Origin of the sequence: Legionella nagasakiensis (assembly GCF_900639915.1) — a bacterium.
In the GTDB taxonomy this organism is placed as follows: Bacteria; Pseudomonadota; Gammaproteobacteria; order Legionellales; family Legionellaceae; genus Legionella_A; species Legionella_A nagasakiensis.
Window position 1 is genome coordinate 64116 of sequence record NZ_CAAAID010000004.1, and the last position, 17488, is coordinate 81603.

Sequence of the window (17488 nt, forward strand, 5' to 3'; positions counted from 1 at the left end):
CTAAATGCAAGACTTATATAAAAATTTATTAATTGAAATTGGCGAAGACATTGAACGTGAAGGTTTACGTGACACGCCACAGCGTGCAGCTAATGCAATGAAATTTTTAACAAAAGGGTATCAAGAAGATTTAAATGAGATCATTAATGAGGCTCTTTTCAAATCTGATATGAATGAAATGGTCATCATAAAAGACATTGAATTGTATTCTATGTGTGAACATCATTTGCTGCCTTTTTTAGGCAAATGTCATGTGGGTTACTTGCCAAATGGCAAAGTGATTGGCTTATCCAAAATAGCACGTATTGTTGATTATTTTGCCCGTCGCCTACAGATTCAAGAACGTCTAACCTCCGAAATAGCAAATTGCATTGCCACAATAACCAGCGCACATGGGGTTGCTGTCATCATAGAAGCCAGACATCTTTGCATGATGATGCGTGGAGTGGAAAAGCAAAATTCCTTGATGTCTACTTCAGTTATGCTTGGTGTTATGCAAAATAATGCTAGTAGCCGCCTGGAGTTTTTAAATTTAATCCGCTAGGGTATGCGAGCTTATGCAATGCCCCTTTTTGTGTAAAGGGGCCGAGTTCAACGCGAATCTGAAGTTTTATTCTTCGGAGGTCGACTATACTTTATCTGCATCGGCAGAAGAAACAGCTTTTTGATCATCTTCTTTGCCATCTGCCGCAACGGATTGAGGCTTATCTTTCCACTCAAGCTTAACACGGCCTTGTTTATCTACTCCAGCAACGTAAACTTCAATGTCTTGACCTTCGCTTAATACTGCATCTACTTTTTGTGAACGGTCAGCGCAAATCTGAGAAATATGCAACAACCCATCTTTTCCAGGTAATAAATTTATAAAGGCGCCAAAATCAACAATTTTACTTACTTTACCGCGATAGGTTTGGCCTACTTCCACTTCAGCAACCAATGCTTTAATTTGTCGTTGCGCTTCGTCTAACGCTTCAGCATTCGGAGAAAATAATTGCACGATACCACTATCATCAATATCAATAGATACGCCAGTACTTTCAACCAAGCCTTTAATCGTTGTTCCACCTTTACCAATAATCGTGCGAACTTTATCCTCAGCGACTTTCATACTTACAATTCTCGGAGCATGTTGCGACAATTCATCACGATGCTCAGCAAGTGCATTATTCATGACATTCAAAATATGGCGTCGTCCTTCCAGTGCCTGCGCAAGTGCCTGTTCCATAATTTCTTTAGTAATGCCGGTAATTTTAATATCCATTTGCAGCGCTGTAACACCTTGCTCTGTGCCAGCCACTTTAAAATCCATATCACCTAAATGATCTTCATCTCCCAAAATATCCGTTAAAACGGCAAAGCGATCATTTTCTTTAATCAAGCCCATGGCAACTCCGGCAACAGGCGCTTTTAATGGCACGCCTGCATCCATCAACGCTAAGCTTGTGCCACATACGGTAGCCATAGAACTTGAGCCATTGGATTCTGTAATATCAGAAACAACTCGTAATACATAAGGAAAAACATCCGCTGAAGGAAGAACCGCTATCAAGCTACGTTTTGCAAGTCTACCATGGCCTATCTCGCGGCGCTTAGGACTTCCCACCATGCCGGTTTCCCCAACGGAATAAGGAGGAAAGTTATAGTGCAACATAAATCGATCTCTAACTTCACCCTCTAATCTGTCCAACATTTGTGCATCACGCTCACTACCTAACGTTGCCGCTACGATTGCTTGGGTTTCACCACGAGTAAATAAAGCGGAACCATGTACGCGCTCTAATAAACTGGTTTTAATGGCAATTGGCCGAACCGTTTTTAAATCGCGTCCATCAATACGAGGCTCACCATCGAGAATACGATTGCGTACAATGTTTTTTTCTAGCGCATTGACAAGATTAACAACAGCATCGCCACTGATTTCTTCCCATTCTTGGGACATCGCATCGGTCACTTGCTGGCGAATTTCTGCCAAGCGCTGATAACGTTGCTGCTTATCCTTAATCAAATAAGCCTGGGTTATTTCTGCTCGCGCCAGTTCATTGATACGAGACTGAACATTTGGTTCAATGACTGGTGCTGCCCAGTTCCATACCGGTTTGCCAGCTTCTTTAGCAAGCTCTTTGATTAATTTGATGACTCCTTGCATCATTTCATGCCCATATAACACGGCCCCCAGCATGATTTCTTCACTTAACTCACGGGCTTCGGATTCAACCATTAAAATAGCATCTTCCGTTCCAGCAACGATTAAATCGAGATCGGACGCTCCCAATGCCTTATAACTAGGATTCAACAAATAAACACCATCTTTGTAGCCCACACGAACAGCACCAATTGGCCCTTGAAATGGAAGTCCAGAAATCGCAAGTGCTGCCGAAGCACCAATCATAGCCACTACATCAGCAGACACTTCTGGATTTAAAGACATAACCGTTGCAATAACTTGTACTTCATGATGAAAATCATCGGGAAATAAAGGACGTAATGGCCTATCAATTAAACGAGATATTAATGTTTCATGCTCGCTTGGACGACCTTCCCGTTTAGTAAATCCACCAGGGATTTTTCCGGCAGCATACGTTTTTTCCTGATAATGTACTGTTAATGGGAAAAAGTTATTTTTTTCCGCGCCTTCTTTGTTTCCTACGACGGTCACCAACACTTGAGTCCCATGCATGCTAACAAAAACAGCGCCATCAGCTTGTCTTGCTATTTCGCCGGTTTCCAATACCAACTTATGTTCGCCAAATTGCATTTCTTTAGTAATTTTAGTCACGGAAGCACCTCATCGGATAATAGGTTCAATCGCAGATTAAACGATTGTATGCTCGACCTTATTGTCCAAGCAATTTTTAAAAAACACACAATGACTAACTTCACCATGATTTGTTTTTTAAAAAAGCCTAGTCAATATTGATACCCAAGCTTACTTTGTTTCTGCGAAAAAATAAAAAAGCGCAGAAACCCTGCGCTTTTTATTGAATTAAAACGTTAATCAACACATCACTGCTTATCATGATGTTGAAAATCAATAGGAATCCCTCAACCCAAGTCCTTGGATCAATTGCTTATAACGTCCTGGATCATTTCTTTTTAAATACTTAAGTAATTTACGACGTTTATTAACTAATGCTTGTAAACCGCGTCGTGAATGAAAATCTTTTTTATGTTCTTTAAAATGTTCAGTCAGATAATTAATACGGCCAGTCATTAAAGAAACTTGCACTTCAGGTGAGCCAGTATCTTTGTCGGCACGTTTGAATTCATTAATAATTTCTATTTTTTGTGCGCTCGTTAGCGACATTATTTACTCCCGAAATTTCTTAGCCTATCTTCAAAAGGATGCATTTTACCAAGGCAAGCCTGCGGACACAAGCATTCCATTAATATTCCATAATATTGTTTGTTTTCTTTGTCCCCAGGCGCAGGATGTGTCGTCATGTGACAAGCTCTGAGATGAGCCTCCTAACTTTCAAAATACCAGCGACCGGTATTTCTCCCAAACCAATAAACTGTTTATTATGATCATACAACTGCACACATGAGACATGATGATTCAATCTGGGATGAGCGACCCGCTTCCCTTGACGCAAGGCAACCACCTCATCTGGAAATAATTCAATCGCTGGTAAATAACTAACCGCTCGCTCCATAGGCAATAGACAATGCATCCGTTGTTCGGGTAATTTCTCAAATAATTCATCCATAGTATACATTGGATCATCATTAAATCCTGCCGTATGCAATCGATGAAGACGCGTTACATGAGCCCCTGTTTCGAGTGCATCGCCAATGTCTTCTATCAAATTACGTATATAAGTTCCTTTGCTGCAATAGACGATTAATTTTATCTGTCTGCCGTCAAATTGACTTAACTGTATTTGTTGGATGTAGATATCACGTGCGGGACGCGCAATTTCAATACCTGCTCTAGCGAATTTATAAAGTGGCGTGCCCTGGTATTTTAAAGCAGAAAACATTGAGGGGACTTGCTTGATATGTCCGGTAAATTGTGCAAGTACTTGCGCAAGTTTATTCTTCGAGACAGAAAACTCATCAACGCATGAAATGATGTCTCCTGTTGCATCTCCCGTATTTGTTTTGATCCCTAGAAGAGCGGTGGCCTCATAACATTTATCAGCGTCCAGAAGGTATTGGCATAGTTTCGTCGCTTCACCAAAACAAATCGGCAACATACCTGTAGCCATAGGATCTAAGCTGCCAGTATGTCCCGCCTTCCTCGCGTGATAGAGATGCTTAACTTTTTGCAATACCCCATTAGAAGACAAACCCTCGGGCTTATTAACCAGCAAAATACCGTTAATGGGTAATTTAATCACTCTGCTCATCGTTGCTATCAGGAGGATTTACTTCATCAATCAAACGGCTTAAACGTTTTCCATATTCAATAGATTCATCATAGACAAATTGTAGTTGCGGAACTGTCCGCAATTTAACGGTTTTTGCCAAAATGGTACGCAAATAACCTGCTGCTGTATTTAAAATCATTGCCGTTTGATTTGGGTCATCATTGAGGGCGGTAAAATATACTTTGGCGTGACTTAAATCTTTAGATACTTTTACAGCAGAAAGCGTAATAAAACTCGTTATACGAGGGTCGGTAACTTCTTGCTGAATAATCTGTGCCAATTTTCGCAATATTGTTTCAGCAATACGATCCGTTCTTTTGAAATCGCGGCTCATTCTATTCTCATTTTTCAGGTTGCAACGACTCGCCACGTTTGCTGGATAGCTTCACAAAATCCCGCATCAAGTGAATCGCTCTCAGATTAATCGCGCTTGATTTCAATGGTTTCAAATACCTCAATCAGGTCGCCACTTTTAACATCATTATAATTTTTTACACCAATGCCACATTCCATTCCTTGGCGTACCTCTAGCACATCCTCTTTGAAACGACGCAAAGATTCCAGTGTGCCTTCGTAAATGACCACATTATCACGCAAAACACGAATGGGATTGTTGCGTTTTATCGTTCCTTCAATCACCATGCAACCCGCGATAGCTCCTAACTTCGGAGAACGGAACACGTCACGAACTTCAGCGATTCCAATAATTTCTTCTTTAAACTTCGGCTCCAACAACCCTGATAAAGCCCCTTTAACCTGATCAACAATATCGTAAATAACACTATGATACTGCAGTGGAACGCCTTCAAGTTCTGCTAGACGTTTAGCACTAGCATCGGCACGAACATTAAAGCCAATCAGTAATGCATTGGAAGCAATGGCTAAGTGCACATCAGACTCGGTAATACCACCAACACCACTGGCAATGATTTTTACATTAGCCTCATCCGTTGACAATTTTATCAAGGCATCAGCAATGGCTTCTACGGAACCCTGCATATCGGCTTTTAATACAACATTCAATACCTTCGTCTCACCAGCAGTCATCGTATCCATGATGCCTTCTAAAGAAGCCTTTTGCCGCCTAGCCAACTTCACATCACGATATTTTCCTTGGCGGAATAAAGCAACTTCCCGCGCTCTTTTTTCATCAGGCACAACAAGCGCTTCATCACCAGCATGAGGGATTGCAGATAACCCTAATACTTCCACCGGAATAGAAGGACCTGCTGCATCCAAAAGACTGCCATTGTCACTGATTAGTGCTCGCACTCGGCCATATTGTAATCCCGCGAGCAATATATCACCTTTACGTAAGGTACCATTTTGTACCAGAACCGTAGCAACTGGCCCTCTCCCTTTATCAAGCTTTGATTCGATAACCACACCTTTAGCCGCACCATCCGTATGAGCAGTTAATTCCAATACTTCCGCCTGCAGTAAAATAGCATCCAGCAATTCATCAATCCCTAGTCCTGTTTTTGCGGAAATATTTACAAACATGGTGTCTCCTCCCCAAGATTCGGGAATCACCTCATAAGCAGATAGCTCATTCATGACCCGCTCTGGATCAACACCAGGTTTATCCATTTTATTTACTGCAACAATAATTGGCACTTTCGCTGCTTTTGCGTGTTGTACCGCTTCAACCGTTTGTGGCTTAACACCATCATCAGCAGCTACAATCAATATCACAATGTCCGTTGCTTGTGCACCGCGTGCTCGCATCGCTGTAAATGCGGCATGGCCTGGTGTATCGAGAAACGTAATATCGCCTTTTGGTGATTTTACATGGTAGGCACCGATATGTTGGGTAATACCGCCTGCTTCACCTGCCGCCACTTTCGTTCGTCGTATATAATCCAGCAAAGAGGTTTTACCATGATCCACATGGCCCATAATGGTCACAACCGGAGCACGCGATTCCTGCTGACTTCCTTTACTTAATACATCGCCAAGCGTCTGCTCTATGGCATCTTCCTTAAGCGGCTTAGCGATATGTCCCATTTCTTCAACAACAATGATAGCCGTTTCCTGATCAATGACCTGATTAATTGTGACCATAGCACCTAATCCCATCATTGTTTTAATCACTTCTGCAGCCTTCACACTCATTCGTTTAGCCAGGTCGGCCACCGTAATGGTTTCAGGGATTAAAACGTCACGAATAACCGGTGCTGTAGGCATTGCAAAGCCATGGGTTAACGCTTCTTCCGCTTCACGATATTTCTCCGACTTCTCTCCAACCTTTTTCCTTTTAGGCTTATGACGCTTGCTATAAAGAGCTACGTCCTGCTCCGTTTCCTCTTCAAGAAGCGGTGGCTGATATTTAGCCTTTTTCTTACTTCGTTTGAACTCTGCTTTTTCACTCTCTTTTTCTTCTTTATCAACATGTTTCTTTTTAGCCACTCGAGCGGGCTTCTCTTCTTCCTCATGAAAAGACGGCGTTTTTCCGTTTGGTTCTACAGCAGCCGGCTCGGCTTCAATCGTTGGTTCACCGGCATCCGCTTCTGTAACAACACGCTCTTCTTCAACAACCGGCTCTGGCTCCTGTGCACCAGGGATTTCCGTTATATCAGTCATTTCGGATTCTTCAATTTGCGGCGAAATCACAGAAATTTCATGGGCTTCACTATCGGGCGTCAAAACCTCCGAGTCAATGTCTGCAGAGGGTTCCAACATACTTCTTTTCACGTAAGTTCGCTTTTTTCTTACTTCAACATTAACCTTCTTACCACTATGCACGTCATGTCCAAGAGTCACTTGCGAAACACTCTTGCGTCGCAAAGTAATACGTTCAGGAGACGAGCGCACATCACCACTAACGCCACCTTTTAAATGGCTAAGCAAGATACGTTTCTGTTCTTCATTGACGGTCTGCTGTTCATCAGTAAAAGACAGTCCAGCCTCCTGCAACTGGTTCAATAAGCGCTCGACAGGAATACCTACAACCTGGGCTAATTGTTTAACTGTCACATCCGCCATAATTTAATCCTCTTTCAGCGGTTCAAAGGTGCTTGTTTTGAAGTTCAGGACATTACAAAGCAATCAAACGATTTGTCCACACCCCTGATACCGCATTCATGTTCTAACTGTTGATACGCTATTTTGCACAGAGTTTAGAGCAAGCTTAAATGCTATTCCGTGCAGATAAAAGCTTACACTTCATCATTATGAAACCAAGGTTCACGCGCTTTCATAATCAGTGCACCTGCTTTTTCTTTAGTCATTCCGGGGACTTCGAGCAATTCATCAATGGACTGCTCCGCCAGTTCTTCCATGGTTGTAATGCCGAGTTCGGCTAAATGTTTTGCCAGATCATCGGTCATTCCTTCCATAGTTAGAAGGCCTGTTGAGGTGGTATCACCACCTAACTGATCAGACGTCAAGGCCTGAGCCAATAAGGTATTGTTGGCGCGATTACGCAACTCATCAACAATCTCTTCATCAAACTCTTCAATCGCAAGCAATTCTTCTTTAGGCACATAAGCAATCTCTTCTAATGAAGAAAAACCATGGGCAACCAGAAGCAACGCTATTTCTTCATCAATGTCCAATGCAGAAGTAAATAACTTAGCTATTTTTGTTGATTCTTCTTGACTCTTGTCCTCAAATTCTTCAACCGTCATCACATTTAACGTCCATCCTGTCAGCTGACTTGCCAATCGGACATTTTGACCATTACGGCCTATGGCCTGTGATAACTGTTCTTTTTGTACCGCTAAATCCATCGTATGTGTATCTTCATCAACAACAATGGATGAAATATCTGCCGGAGCCATGGCATTGATAACCAGTTGAGCAGGATTATCATCCCAAAGGATAATATCAACACGTTCACCACCAAGCTCACTGGATACTGCCTGTACACGCGCTCCTCTCATTCCCACACATGCTCCAACAGGGTCAATGCGACCATCATTGGTTTTAACCGCTATCTTAGCACGACTACCCGGTTCACGTGCCGCTGCTTTTATTTCGATAACGTTCTCACCAATTTCCGGCACTTCTATTCGAAACAATTCAATCAACATTTCCTTGCGCGTGCGACTAACGAAAAGTTGGGGGCCACGTGCTTGATCTATAATATCATAAAGATAGGCACGTACTCTGTCATTAGGACGAAACATTTCCTGGGGTAACATTTCATTTCTAGGCATAAATGCTTCTGCTTTCCCGCCTAAGTCAATGATTATGTTGTCACGAGTGACTTTCTTTACAACCCCATATATCAACTGGCCAAGCTTGCTCTTAAATTGTTCTACGACCAATCGACGCTCCGCTTCTCGGACTTTTTGCATAATCACCTGGCGTGCAGTTTGTGCAGCAATCCGGCCAAATTCAATAGAGGGCATTGGCTCTTCTATGCGATCGCCTAACTCAGCATCCGGCTTACGCGCTTTCGCTAACACCAAGGTTAACTGTCTATCTGGGAACTCCACTTCATCATCAGTAACCACCTCCCAGTAACGAAATGTTTCATATTCGCCCGTGCGAGGATCAAGCTTGACTCTAACGCCCATCTCCATACCTGAAAGCTTACGTGTTGCAGATTCTAATGCAGCTTGAATTGCTTCCAACACTACTTCTTTACTTACACCTTTTTCATTAGATAACGCTTCAGCAACTAATAACAATTCTTTGCTCATTGTCCGCCTCACTAGACTATCAAATTTGCTTTCACAATATTAGATATTAGAAATTCCTGATGATCATGATTGACATTTAGAATTAATATATTTTCATCGGCAGCCACAATCTTACCGGAAAATTTCCGCTTTCCACCAATGGATTTTAATAATTTAATCTGAACATCTTCTCCTATATATTGCTTATACTGCCAACCATAAAACAGTGGCCTAGGAATACCCGGTGACGACACTTCCAGACGATAATTGCCTGGGATAGGATCTTCAACATCAAGAAGCGCACTAATTTGGCGGCTGACACGTTCACAATCATCAATACCAATTCCATCTTCATGATCGATATAGATTCTTAACAAAGAATGCTTTCCTTGTGCAAGGTACTCACAACCCCACAAGATATAACCCAAGTCTTCAATGACTGGATTAATTAGCTTCTCAATTTCATGTTGAATCATATACTTCTCATTATACTTAAATAGCAGAACTCATTGCCGATTATTACTACCAGCGTCGGCTTAATGTCATCGATTTCCTTTTCCCTATTTAATGAAGATATGCAAACGCCAACTTCCGACAGAAGAGTTCATTCTATCACATCAACTGCAGAATTTAGGGTAATAAAAAACCCCATAAATGGGGTTTAAAAAGTGGTAGCGGGGGCAGGATTTGAACCTACGACCTTCGGGTTATGAGCCCGACGAGCTACCAGGCTGCTCCACCCCGCATCAACTGAGGCCAATTATACGCACCAGATGCCTATTTATCAAGTTATTTAGACCAATAATTAGAGAATATATCCGTTAACGTGCAAATGCATTCATACATGCCGCAATTAACGCGCTGGGAAAAATTCCAAAATATAAGAGGGCTAAACAATTTACTGAAAACACAACGTTTGTGACCCCGGCAATTTGCACCGGCATTGAATCCGCAACATCCTCAAAGTACATGACTTTTACAATGCGTAAGTAATAAAACGCACCAATAACAGCAAAAACAAGCCCTAAAACAGCCACCCAAGTCAACTGAACATCAACCAATGCTTTCAATACTAACAATTTTGTGAAAAACCCGACAGTGGGTGGAACCCCTGCCATAGAGAATAGAATAATCATCATCATAAATGCTATCCAAGGATTACGCCTATTCAAACCTTTCAAATCATCTATCTGTTCAATTTCGATGCCCTCTCGCGACAAGAGAACAATCAGACCAAACGCTGCAGCTGACATAAGCGCATACACCAAGACATAATATAATGAAGCAGCATAGCCTTCTGCAGTTGCAGCTAAAATACCAAATAAAGCATATCCCATATGAGATATGGCCGAATAGGCAAACAATCGTTTAATATTGCTTTGCGCAATTGCAAAGAGGTTTCCCGCACCAGTAGAAAGCAATGCCATAATAAGAATTAAGTGCTGCCATTGGGAAGCAATATCTGCCAACCCAAAAGTCAATATACGCAAAGCCATACCGACAGCAGCAATTTTAGGGGCAGCACTGATAAATAAAGTCACAGAACTTGGAGCCCCTTGATAGACATCCGGTGCCCACATATGGAAAGGCATCGCCGCTAATTTGAAACCAATGCCTGCGACAATGAAGACAAGTGCAAAAGACAACAAACCGCTTTGTTGTTGCCAATTTGCGGCAATTGAATTAGCAACATCATGAAGATCTATTTTTCCAGTAGCGCCATACACTAAAGAAATGCCATACAGCAACATGCCAGAAGCGATCGCTCCCATGATAAAATATTTCATGGCTGCTTCAGATGCATCACTATTTGTACGACGGATTGCTGTCATTGCATAAAGTGGTAAAGAGAGAAGCTCTAGACCAAGATAGACTGTTAATAAAGAATGGGCAGAAACCAGCACCATCATACCCAAGGTGGAAAATAGGCCTAAAACATAATAATCACCTGAGGGCATTTGCCGCTCGTCAAGATAATGCCTTGAATAGAAAAAGCTCAGGAAAACTGTAATATAAATAAAAATTTTCATCAGTTGCGCAATATCATCACTGATAAACAACCCATGAAGGATAATGGTTTTAAAGCCTCCTAGAAGAAAAAAGCTTACTATCGCCGCTAACATCAACCCGATGTTAGCGCAAAAGAATGCGACAGCCGGAAACAGCCGGCGAAAAAATAAATCACCAATCAAGGCAACGCTTGCCGTTATCAAGAGTAGCATTTCGGGCAGTGCCACATGAATATTTTCAAGTAATTCAGTCATTGTCAGTTCAGCCTCAATTATTTGGGATCTTCCTGTTTTCTACTATGCCAGAAGAAATTCTGGGAAAATATAACAAAACACGGCATCAGCCCAGTCGCACGCTATAATTTTGTTTTATCAGCCTGTGCCAGTGTATAACTTACGGTATGATGGACATAATCAAGCATAGGCTTTGGATAAAGTCCAAGTCCAATCACCATAAGTGCCAACAAAGTAAATGCACTTAATTCAAACCCAGAAATGTCACGAAGCTCCGATACACGTGGATTAACAATGGGTCCAAATATGACTCGCTTGTACATCCATAAGGTATATGCCGCGCCTAAAATTAATGTAGCGGCTGCCCAAAATGACACCCAGAAGCCTGCTTTGATACTACCTAAAATAACCATAAACTCTCCAACAAACCCGGAAGTTCCAGGTAATCCAGCGTTGGCCATGGCAAATAACATGTAAAACGAGGCAAATAGAGGCATGGTATTTACAATACCACCAAAATCTTTAATTTGCCTTGTATGCATCCGATCATAAACAAATCCCACACCAGCAAACATTGCACTGGAAACAAAAGCATGAGAAATCATGACCACAATAGCACCTTCAAGCACAAGCCCAGCACTGCGGAGACTAGCATGATCGGCAATGGCAAAAATTGCAAAACAACCTAACGTCACAAACCCCATATGAGAAATAGATGAATAGGCAATTAATCGTTTCATGTCTTGTTGAATAATAGCCACTAACCCAATATAAACCACCGCAATCAAAGAAAGGACTACCATAATTAATGCATATTTACTGCAGGCATCAGGCACAATGGGTAAAGCAAAGCGAATGAATCCATAAGCACCTAATTTTAGCAAAACAGCAGCCAATACAATGGAACCACCTGCTGGTGCTTCGGTATGTGCGTCAGGCAACCATGTATGAACCGGAAACATTGGTATCTTGATAGCAAAACCAAGAAAAAATGCAATGAAAATCAATGTCTGAGCAGTCATGCCTAATTTAACAGCGTATAAGGTTTCAATTTTAAACGTTCCAGCGTGATAACCAAGATACAAAAATGAAGCCAGCATCAAAACGGAACCAAGAAACGTATATAAAAAGAATTTAATTGCGGCATAAACTCGATTATCGGAACCCCATACCCCAATAATCAAATACATAGGAATCAGTGTTGCTTCCCAGAATATATAAAATAAGATGGCATCGAGCGATGAAAAAACGCCCACCAACAATCCCTGCATAATTAGAAATGCTGCCATATATTGGCCAACGCGTTTTTTTATACTATCCCACGTCGCAAGAATAACAATTAAATTGGTAAATACAGTCAGAACAATTAATAGCAACGATAACCCATCAATGCCCAAACTATAATTAATCCCCAATGCCGGCATCCAAGACATCTCATCAACGTATTGCATGCTGAACGTATTAGCATCAAATCCAGTAACCAATGGCACGCAAATGACCAGCGTCAACAGTACTGTAAAAAGCGATAGATAACGAGACACATTAGGGTTGTTATCATCGCCTGTAAGAAAAACAAATACACCACCAATAATCGGCAGCCAAATTAATAAATTGAGCAAATGATGCATACCCTTACCTTATTTTCAGTCCAGATTTGGTCCATTTGATTGAATAGTCCCAACACAACTTAACCCAGTAATAACCAGCAAAGAAAAACTAATAATCCAACCACCATAACAGTAATGTAATGATACAAATACCCGCTTTGGATAACCCGACTTTTTACTGCAAACCATCGAATCGTTCGTGCCGTACCGTTCACTACAAAACCGTCAATCATTTTCCTATCACCGGTACGATAAAATAATTTTCCCAGGCTATTTGAGCCACGTACAAACACGAGTTCGTTAAATAAATCAAAGCCGTACTTGTTTATCAAGATACGATAAATCCAAGAAAATCGTCTGGCGAGTATTCCTGGTAAAGTAGGTAAGGCAATATAACCTATCCAAGTCACTAAAATTCCGGACAAGGCGAGCCAAAAAACAATAGAACCGGGTGCATGAAGCATCGTTTCCCAGGGTGAAACAACTTCTTTTGCCATTTCAGCTAAAACATTATATTGCGGTAAAATAAAAATCGATTTACCCAATAGCGTTGGTGTATCAAATAAAATCGGCATATACAAAATATACCCGAGAATGGCCGAAGGGATCGCCAGCATAACAAGTGGGAACCAGACAACCCAAGGTGATTCATGCACGTGTTCAAAGGTATGTTCATCCATTCTTGGCTTTCCATGAAAGGTCATAAAAAACGCTCGAAAGGTATAAAGTGCTGTAACCAATGCTCCTGCGGCCAGACAAAAATAAGCGTAGGAACTTCCAGGAATCTGTGATAATTGTGCTGCTTCAATGATAGAGTCTTTAGAATAAAATCCAGCAAACGGCGGAATAGCACATAACGCCAATCCTCCAATGAGGAATGTTACGTACGTAATTGGCATTTTACGCCATAGTCCACCCATTTTACGCATATCTTGTTCGTGATGCATGCCTAAGATCACCGAACCTGCTGCCAAAAATAATAACGCTTTAAAACATGCATGCGTCAATAAATGAAAAATACCTGCATTAAACGCCGACGCACCCATAGCGGCTATCATATAACCTAACTGAGACAGCGTAGAGTATGCGATGACTCGTTTGATATCATTCATGACAATACCCAGAATCCCTGTAAATAAAGCTCCAGTGGCGCCAATAACCAATACAACACTCAAAGCAGTCTCAGAATATTCAATCAATGGTGATATGCGGGCAACCATGAACACCCCTGCAGTCACCATTGTGGCCGCATGAATAAGAGCGGAGATTGGTGTAGGACCTTCCATTGATTCAGGAAGCCAAACATGCAAAGGAATTTGGGCCGATTTTCCCATGGCTCCAACAAATAGAAGTAAACAAATAACGGTGATCAATGACCATTCATGCCCAGAAAATAGTGTTATTGTTTCAGTACTTAATGCAGATGTACTTTTGAAAACGGTTTCATAATCCAAAGTACCTGTATAAGCCAAAATCAAAGCGATACCAAGTAAAAAGCCAAAGTCTCCAACGCGGTTCACCAAAAACGCTTTCAAACTTCCCTGTAGCGCAGATTCTTTCTTATAATAAAACCCAATCAGCAGGTAAGACACTAAACCGACACCTTCCCAGCCGAAAAACAACTGGAGAAAGTTGTTAGCCGTCACCAACATAAGCATCATAAACGTAAAAAACGAAATATAGCTAAAAAAACGCTGGTAACCATCGTCGTCCGCCATGTATCCAATGCTATAAATATGCACTAAGGCAGATACAAACGTTACGATAACCAACATCACTGCCGTCAATGGATCAATCAAAAAGCCAATATGAAACGCGTAAGGAAAAAGTTCTCCACCATTCGCCCATGTATAAAGATTAATGTCTAATGTAGGCGCATTTCCTGACAAAATCTGTGAGGCAACGTAGACCGAAAAGAAAAAGGACAACGTAACCAGTGCAATGGTCACCGAATGAGCCCCGGACCGGCCAATTTGATTACGGAAAAAACCTGCCGTCACACAGCCAGCCAGAGGCGCCAACACGATAATCAGACAACACTGTAGAATAGTCACGTAGTTACCCTTTTAAATGATTCATCATACTTACGTCAATGTTGCCGCGATTTCTATAAAGCAACATCACGATGGCTAAACCGATCGCTGCCTCCGCTGCAGCGACCGTCAGAATAAAAAAGACGAATACTTCGCCTGTTTTCCCACCATAATAATGAGAAAATGCAACAAAATTGGTGTTCACGGCCAGTAACATTAATTCAACGCATACCAGCAATAAAATAATATTTTTGCGGTTTAAGATGATCCCCATCAGGCTCAAACCGAACAATATTGCACTCAACGTTAGATAATTCATAACAGGTATCATGCGTTATTCCTCAAGTTTTTAATATTCAGTCTTAAGCTCTGTGCATGTAGCGCACAGAACCTAAGACTCATCTGATTTCATGCTAATCAGCTCCACCCGATCTTCTCGGCGAGTCATGATTTGGCGCACGACATTTTGCTGTTTTGAATGCCTTGGGTTCCGATGAACCAAGGTAATTGCCGCAATAATGGCAACCAATAGAATAGCTGCAGCAAGCTCAAAAGCCAAAACATAATCGGTATAAAGAACCAATCCCAGACCTTCCGTATTTGATATCTCAGTAGGACGCACACCTATTGGCATAAGACTTTCATCAGTAACTTGCTGTGTTGCGACGGAAACTTCAACACCCGTTTCGAATGCATCTGAAGGAATAGCAACCAGTAATAATCCAGTCAATAAAGCAACGATTATCAGTCCAAATGGCAAATAACGAATAAAATGTGCGCGCATGGATTCCATGTCAATATTAAGCATCATAACCACAAATAAAAACAAGGTCATGACAGCCCCTACATAGACCAAGACAAGAATGAGTGCCAAAAATTCTGCCCGAGCCAAAATCCAGAGGACGCTACTTGCAAAAAAAGTAAGCACTAAAAAAAGTATGCAGCGCACTGGGTTATTCTGAGTGACAACCAGCAGAGCAGACAGCACAGCCAATCCGGCAAAAATGTAAAAAATTACTTGTGGTAATAACCCTTGCATGGTGTACTCCGTTAACGGTATTTCTCATCAGCGACACGATCTGCGGCTAGTTTCTTTTCCATTAAATCACCTACCGCTAACAATTTCTCTTTCGTCATAATATTCTGGCCACGTTCGCTGATGTGATAATGATGGATAGGTGTAACAACAATTGAATCTACGGGACAAGATTCCTCACACAAACCACAATTAATGCATTTAAACATATCAATATCATAACGCGTTGTGCGGCGAGAACCATCTTCCCGTGGTTCTGACTCAATGGTAATCGCCAAAGCAGGACAAACCGCTTCGCATAACTTGCAAGCAATACATCGTTCCTCGCCATTCGGATAACGCCTTAAAGCCAGCAAGCCCCGAAATCGCGGCGACAAGGGGGTTGCCTCCTCAGGAAACTGCACCGTAAACTTTTTCTTAAAAAAGTATTTGGCCGTCAGCTTTAATCCCTTAAGTAATTCATACAGGGTGAAACTGCGAAGGTAATGTTTAATGTATTGATAAGTTTTTTTCATTGGACGGCTCTTTAATGATTCGTCAAAACCATGGTTTTACTTGTGCTACAGTCATCAGCGCTGTGACAATAACCCAGACTATTGTTACAGGAATTAATACTTTCCAACCCAAACGCATGAGTTGATCGTAGCGATATCGAGGAAACGTTGCCCGCACCCATAAATATACAAACAGGAAAAAACTAATCTTGAGCAATAACCAGACTATTCCAGGAACAAAGAAAAAAACGTCACTAAGAATGGGTACATTTTCAAAAGGAGACAACCAACCTCCGAGAAAAAGCAGCGTAATAATGGTAGAGATCAAAATCATGCTGGCATATTCTGCCAAGAAAAATAACGCAAAACCGATGGCAGAATATTCCACATGAAACCCTGCGACAATTTCAGATTCGCCTTCAGCCAGATCGAAAGGAGCGCGATTTGTCTCAGCAATCCCCGCAATCCAGAATGCAAAAAAGAGTGGTAATAATGGCAAGAACCACCAATGCCAAAACCCTCCTTGTTGGGATAAGACAATATCAGTAATATTCATACTACCAGCCGCTATCAAAACCCCGACAAAAGCAAACCCCATGGCAATTTCATATGACACCGTCTGTGCCGCACTTCTTAAAGCACCAAGCATGGCGTATTTTGAATTTGATGCCCATCCAGCAATAAGCACGCCATACACACCTAATGAGCTCATGGCAAACAGATAAAGTACGCCAGCGTTGATGTTTGCCAGCACCACGCCTTCCTGAAACGGAATGACTGCCCATCCGGCCAAAGCAGGAGTCAATGAAAACAAAGGAGCAATGATGAAAAGATATCGGTTGGAACGTGTTGGAATAATAATTTCTTTATGAATAAGCTTTATCAAATCAGCGAAAGGTTGCAGCAAGCCGCGGAATCCTACGCGATTAGGTCCAATGCGAACCTGAATATAACCAATCACCTTACGCTCGGCATACGTTAGGTAAGCGACGCTTAAAAGAAGCGGCACGACGATGACCAGAATTTTAATTATGATCCACAACAATATGCCAATATCTTGTAGCATGTTCTTACCCG

The 17488-nt window shown here is 41.7% G+C and carries 15 protein-coding genes and 1 tRNA gene; 1 reads left to right on the forward strand and 15 read right to left on the reverse strand.

What is annotated here, in order from left to right:
- Positions 1-4: 4 nt before the first annotated feature.
- Positions 5-544, forward strand: a complete 540-nt coding sequence (gene folE, locus E1O52_RS04725) for a GTP cyclohydrolase I FolE (RefSeq protein WP_133127560.1) — start codon at positions 5-7, stop codon at positions 542-544.
- An 84-nt stretch (positions 545-628) separates the two neighbouring features.
- Here the strand turns inward: folE and pnp are convergent, their stop codons facing one another.
- The 15 genes from pnp to nuoH form a co-directional block, all read right to left on the reverse strand.
- Entirely contained in the window at positions 629-2776 is a 2148-nt protein-coding gene (pnp, locus tag E1O52_RS04730) for a polyribonucleotide nucleotidyltransferase (protein ID WP_133127561.1), read from the reverse strand.
- 252 nt (positions 2777-3028) lie between these two features.
- The gene (rpsO, locus tag E1O52_RS04735; protein ID WP_133127562.1) at positions 3029-3304 is read right to left on the reverse strand and encodes a 30S ribosomal protein S15; all 276 of its coding nucleotides are present in this window, start codon (positions 3302-3304) and stop codon (positions 3029-3031) included.
- A gap of 133 nt (positions 3305-3437) precedes the next feature.
- On the reverse strand, positions 3438-4349 hold the full coding sequence (gene truB, locus E1O52_RS04740; protein WP_133127563.1) for a tRNA pseudouridine(55) synthase TruB: 912 nt from the start codon (positions 4347-4349) through the stop codon (positions 3438-3440).
- A complete protein-coding gene (gene rbfA / locus E1O52_RS04745; RefSeq protein WP_133127564.1) occupies positions 4333-4704 on the reverse strand; it encodes a 30S ribosome-binding factor RbfA in 372 nt (123 codons plus the stop codon). Before rbfA ends, truB begins: the two co-directional genes overlap by 17 nt.
- An 86-nt stretch (positions 4705-4790) precedes the next feature.
- The gene (infB, locus tag E1O52_RS04750) at positions 4791-7355 is read right to left on the reverse strand and encodes a translation initiation factor IF-2 (RefSeq protein ID WP_133127565.1); all 2565 of its coding nucleotides are present in this window, start codon (positions 7353-7355) and stop codon (positions 4791-4793) included.
- A gap of 173 nt (positions 7356-7528) precedes the next feature.
- A complete protein-coding gene (gene nusA / locus E1O52_RS04755) occupies positions 7529-9019 on the reverse strand; it encodes a transcription termination factor NusA (RefSeq protein WP_133127566.1) in 1491 nt (496 codons plus the stop codon).
- Positions 9020-9030: 11 nt separating this feature from the next.
- Positions 9031-9474 (reverse strand): ribosome maturation factor RimP, encoded by a 444-nt coding sequence (gene rimP / locus E1O52_RS04760; RefSeq protein WP_133127567.1) that lies wholly within the window; start codon positions 9472-9474, stop codon positions 9031-9033.
- A 193-nt stretch (positions 9475-9667) separates the two neighbouring features.
- Positions 9668-9744: transfer RNA gene (locus E1O52_RS04765), tRNA-Met, on the reverse strand.
- Positions 9745-9819: 75 nt separating this feature from the next.
- Positions 9820-11262 carry an NADH-quinone oxidoreductase subunit NuoN gene (nuoN, locus tag E1O52_RS04770; RefSeq protein WP_133127568.1) on the reverse strand — a complete coding sequence of 481 codons (1443 nt, stop codon included), beginning with the start codon at positions 11260-11262 and terminating at the stop codon, positions 9820-9822.
- Positions 11263-11363: 101 nt separating this feature from the next.
- The gene (locus tag E1O52_RS04775; RefSeq protein ID WP_133127569.1) at positions 11364-12869 is read right to left on the reverse strand and encodes a complex I subunit 4 family protein; all 1506 of its coding nucleotides are present in this window, start codon (positions 12867-12869) and stop codon (positions 11364-11366) included.
- Between the two features lie 59 nt (positions 12870-12928).
- Positions 12929-14902 carry an NADH-quinone oxidoreductase subunit L gene (nuoL, locus tag E1O52_RS04780; protein ID WP_133127570.1) on the reverse strand — a complete coding sequence of 658 codons (1974 nt, stop codon included), beginning with the start codon at positions 14900-14902 and terminating at the stop codon, positions 12929-12931.
- Positions 14903-14906: 4 nt separating this feature from the next.
- The gene (gene nuoK, locus E1O52_RS04785) at positions 14907-15212 is read right to left on the reverse strand and encodes an NADH-quinone oxidoreductase subunit NuoK (protein ID WP_133127571.1); all 306 of its coding nucleotides are present in this window, start codon (positions 15210-15212) and stop codon (positions 14907-14909) included.
- Between the two features lie 60 nt (positions 15213-15272).
- Positions 15273-15920 carry an NADH-quinone oxidoreductase subunit J gene (locus tag E1O52_RS04790; protein WP_133127572.1) on the reverse strand — a complete coding sequence of 216 codons (648 nt, stop codon included), beginning with the start codon at positions 15918-15920 and terminating at the stop codon, positions 15273-15275.
- 11 nt (positions 15921-15931) lie between these two features.
- The gene (gene nuoI, locus E1O52_RS04795) at positions 15932-16432 is read right to left on the reverse strand and encodes an NADH-quinone oxidoreductase subunit NuoI (protein WP_133127573.1); all 501 of its coding nucleotides are present in this window, start codon (positions 16430-16432) and stop codon (positions 15932-15934) included.
- A 22-nt stretch (positions 16433-16454) separates the two neighbouring features.
- Positions 16455-17477: an NADH-quinone oxidoreductase subunit NuoH gene (gene nuoH, locus E1O52_RS04800; RefSeq protein WP_133127574.1), complete on the reverse strand. Its 1023-nt coding sequence runs from the start codon at positions 17475-17477 to the stop codon at positions 16455-16457.
- Positions 17478-17488: the final 11 nt, after the last annotated feature.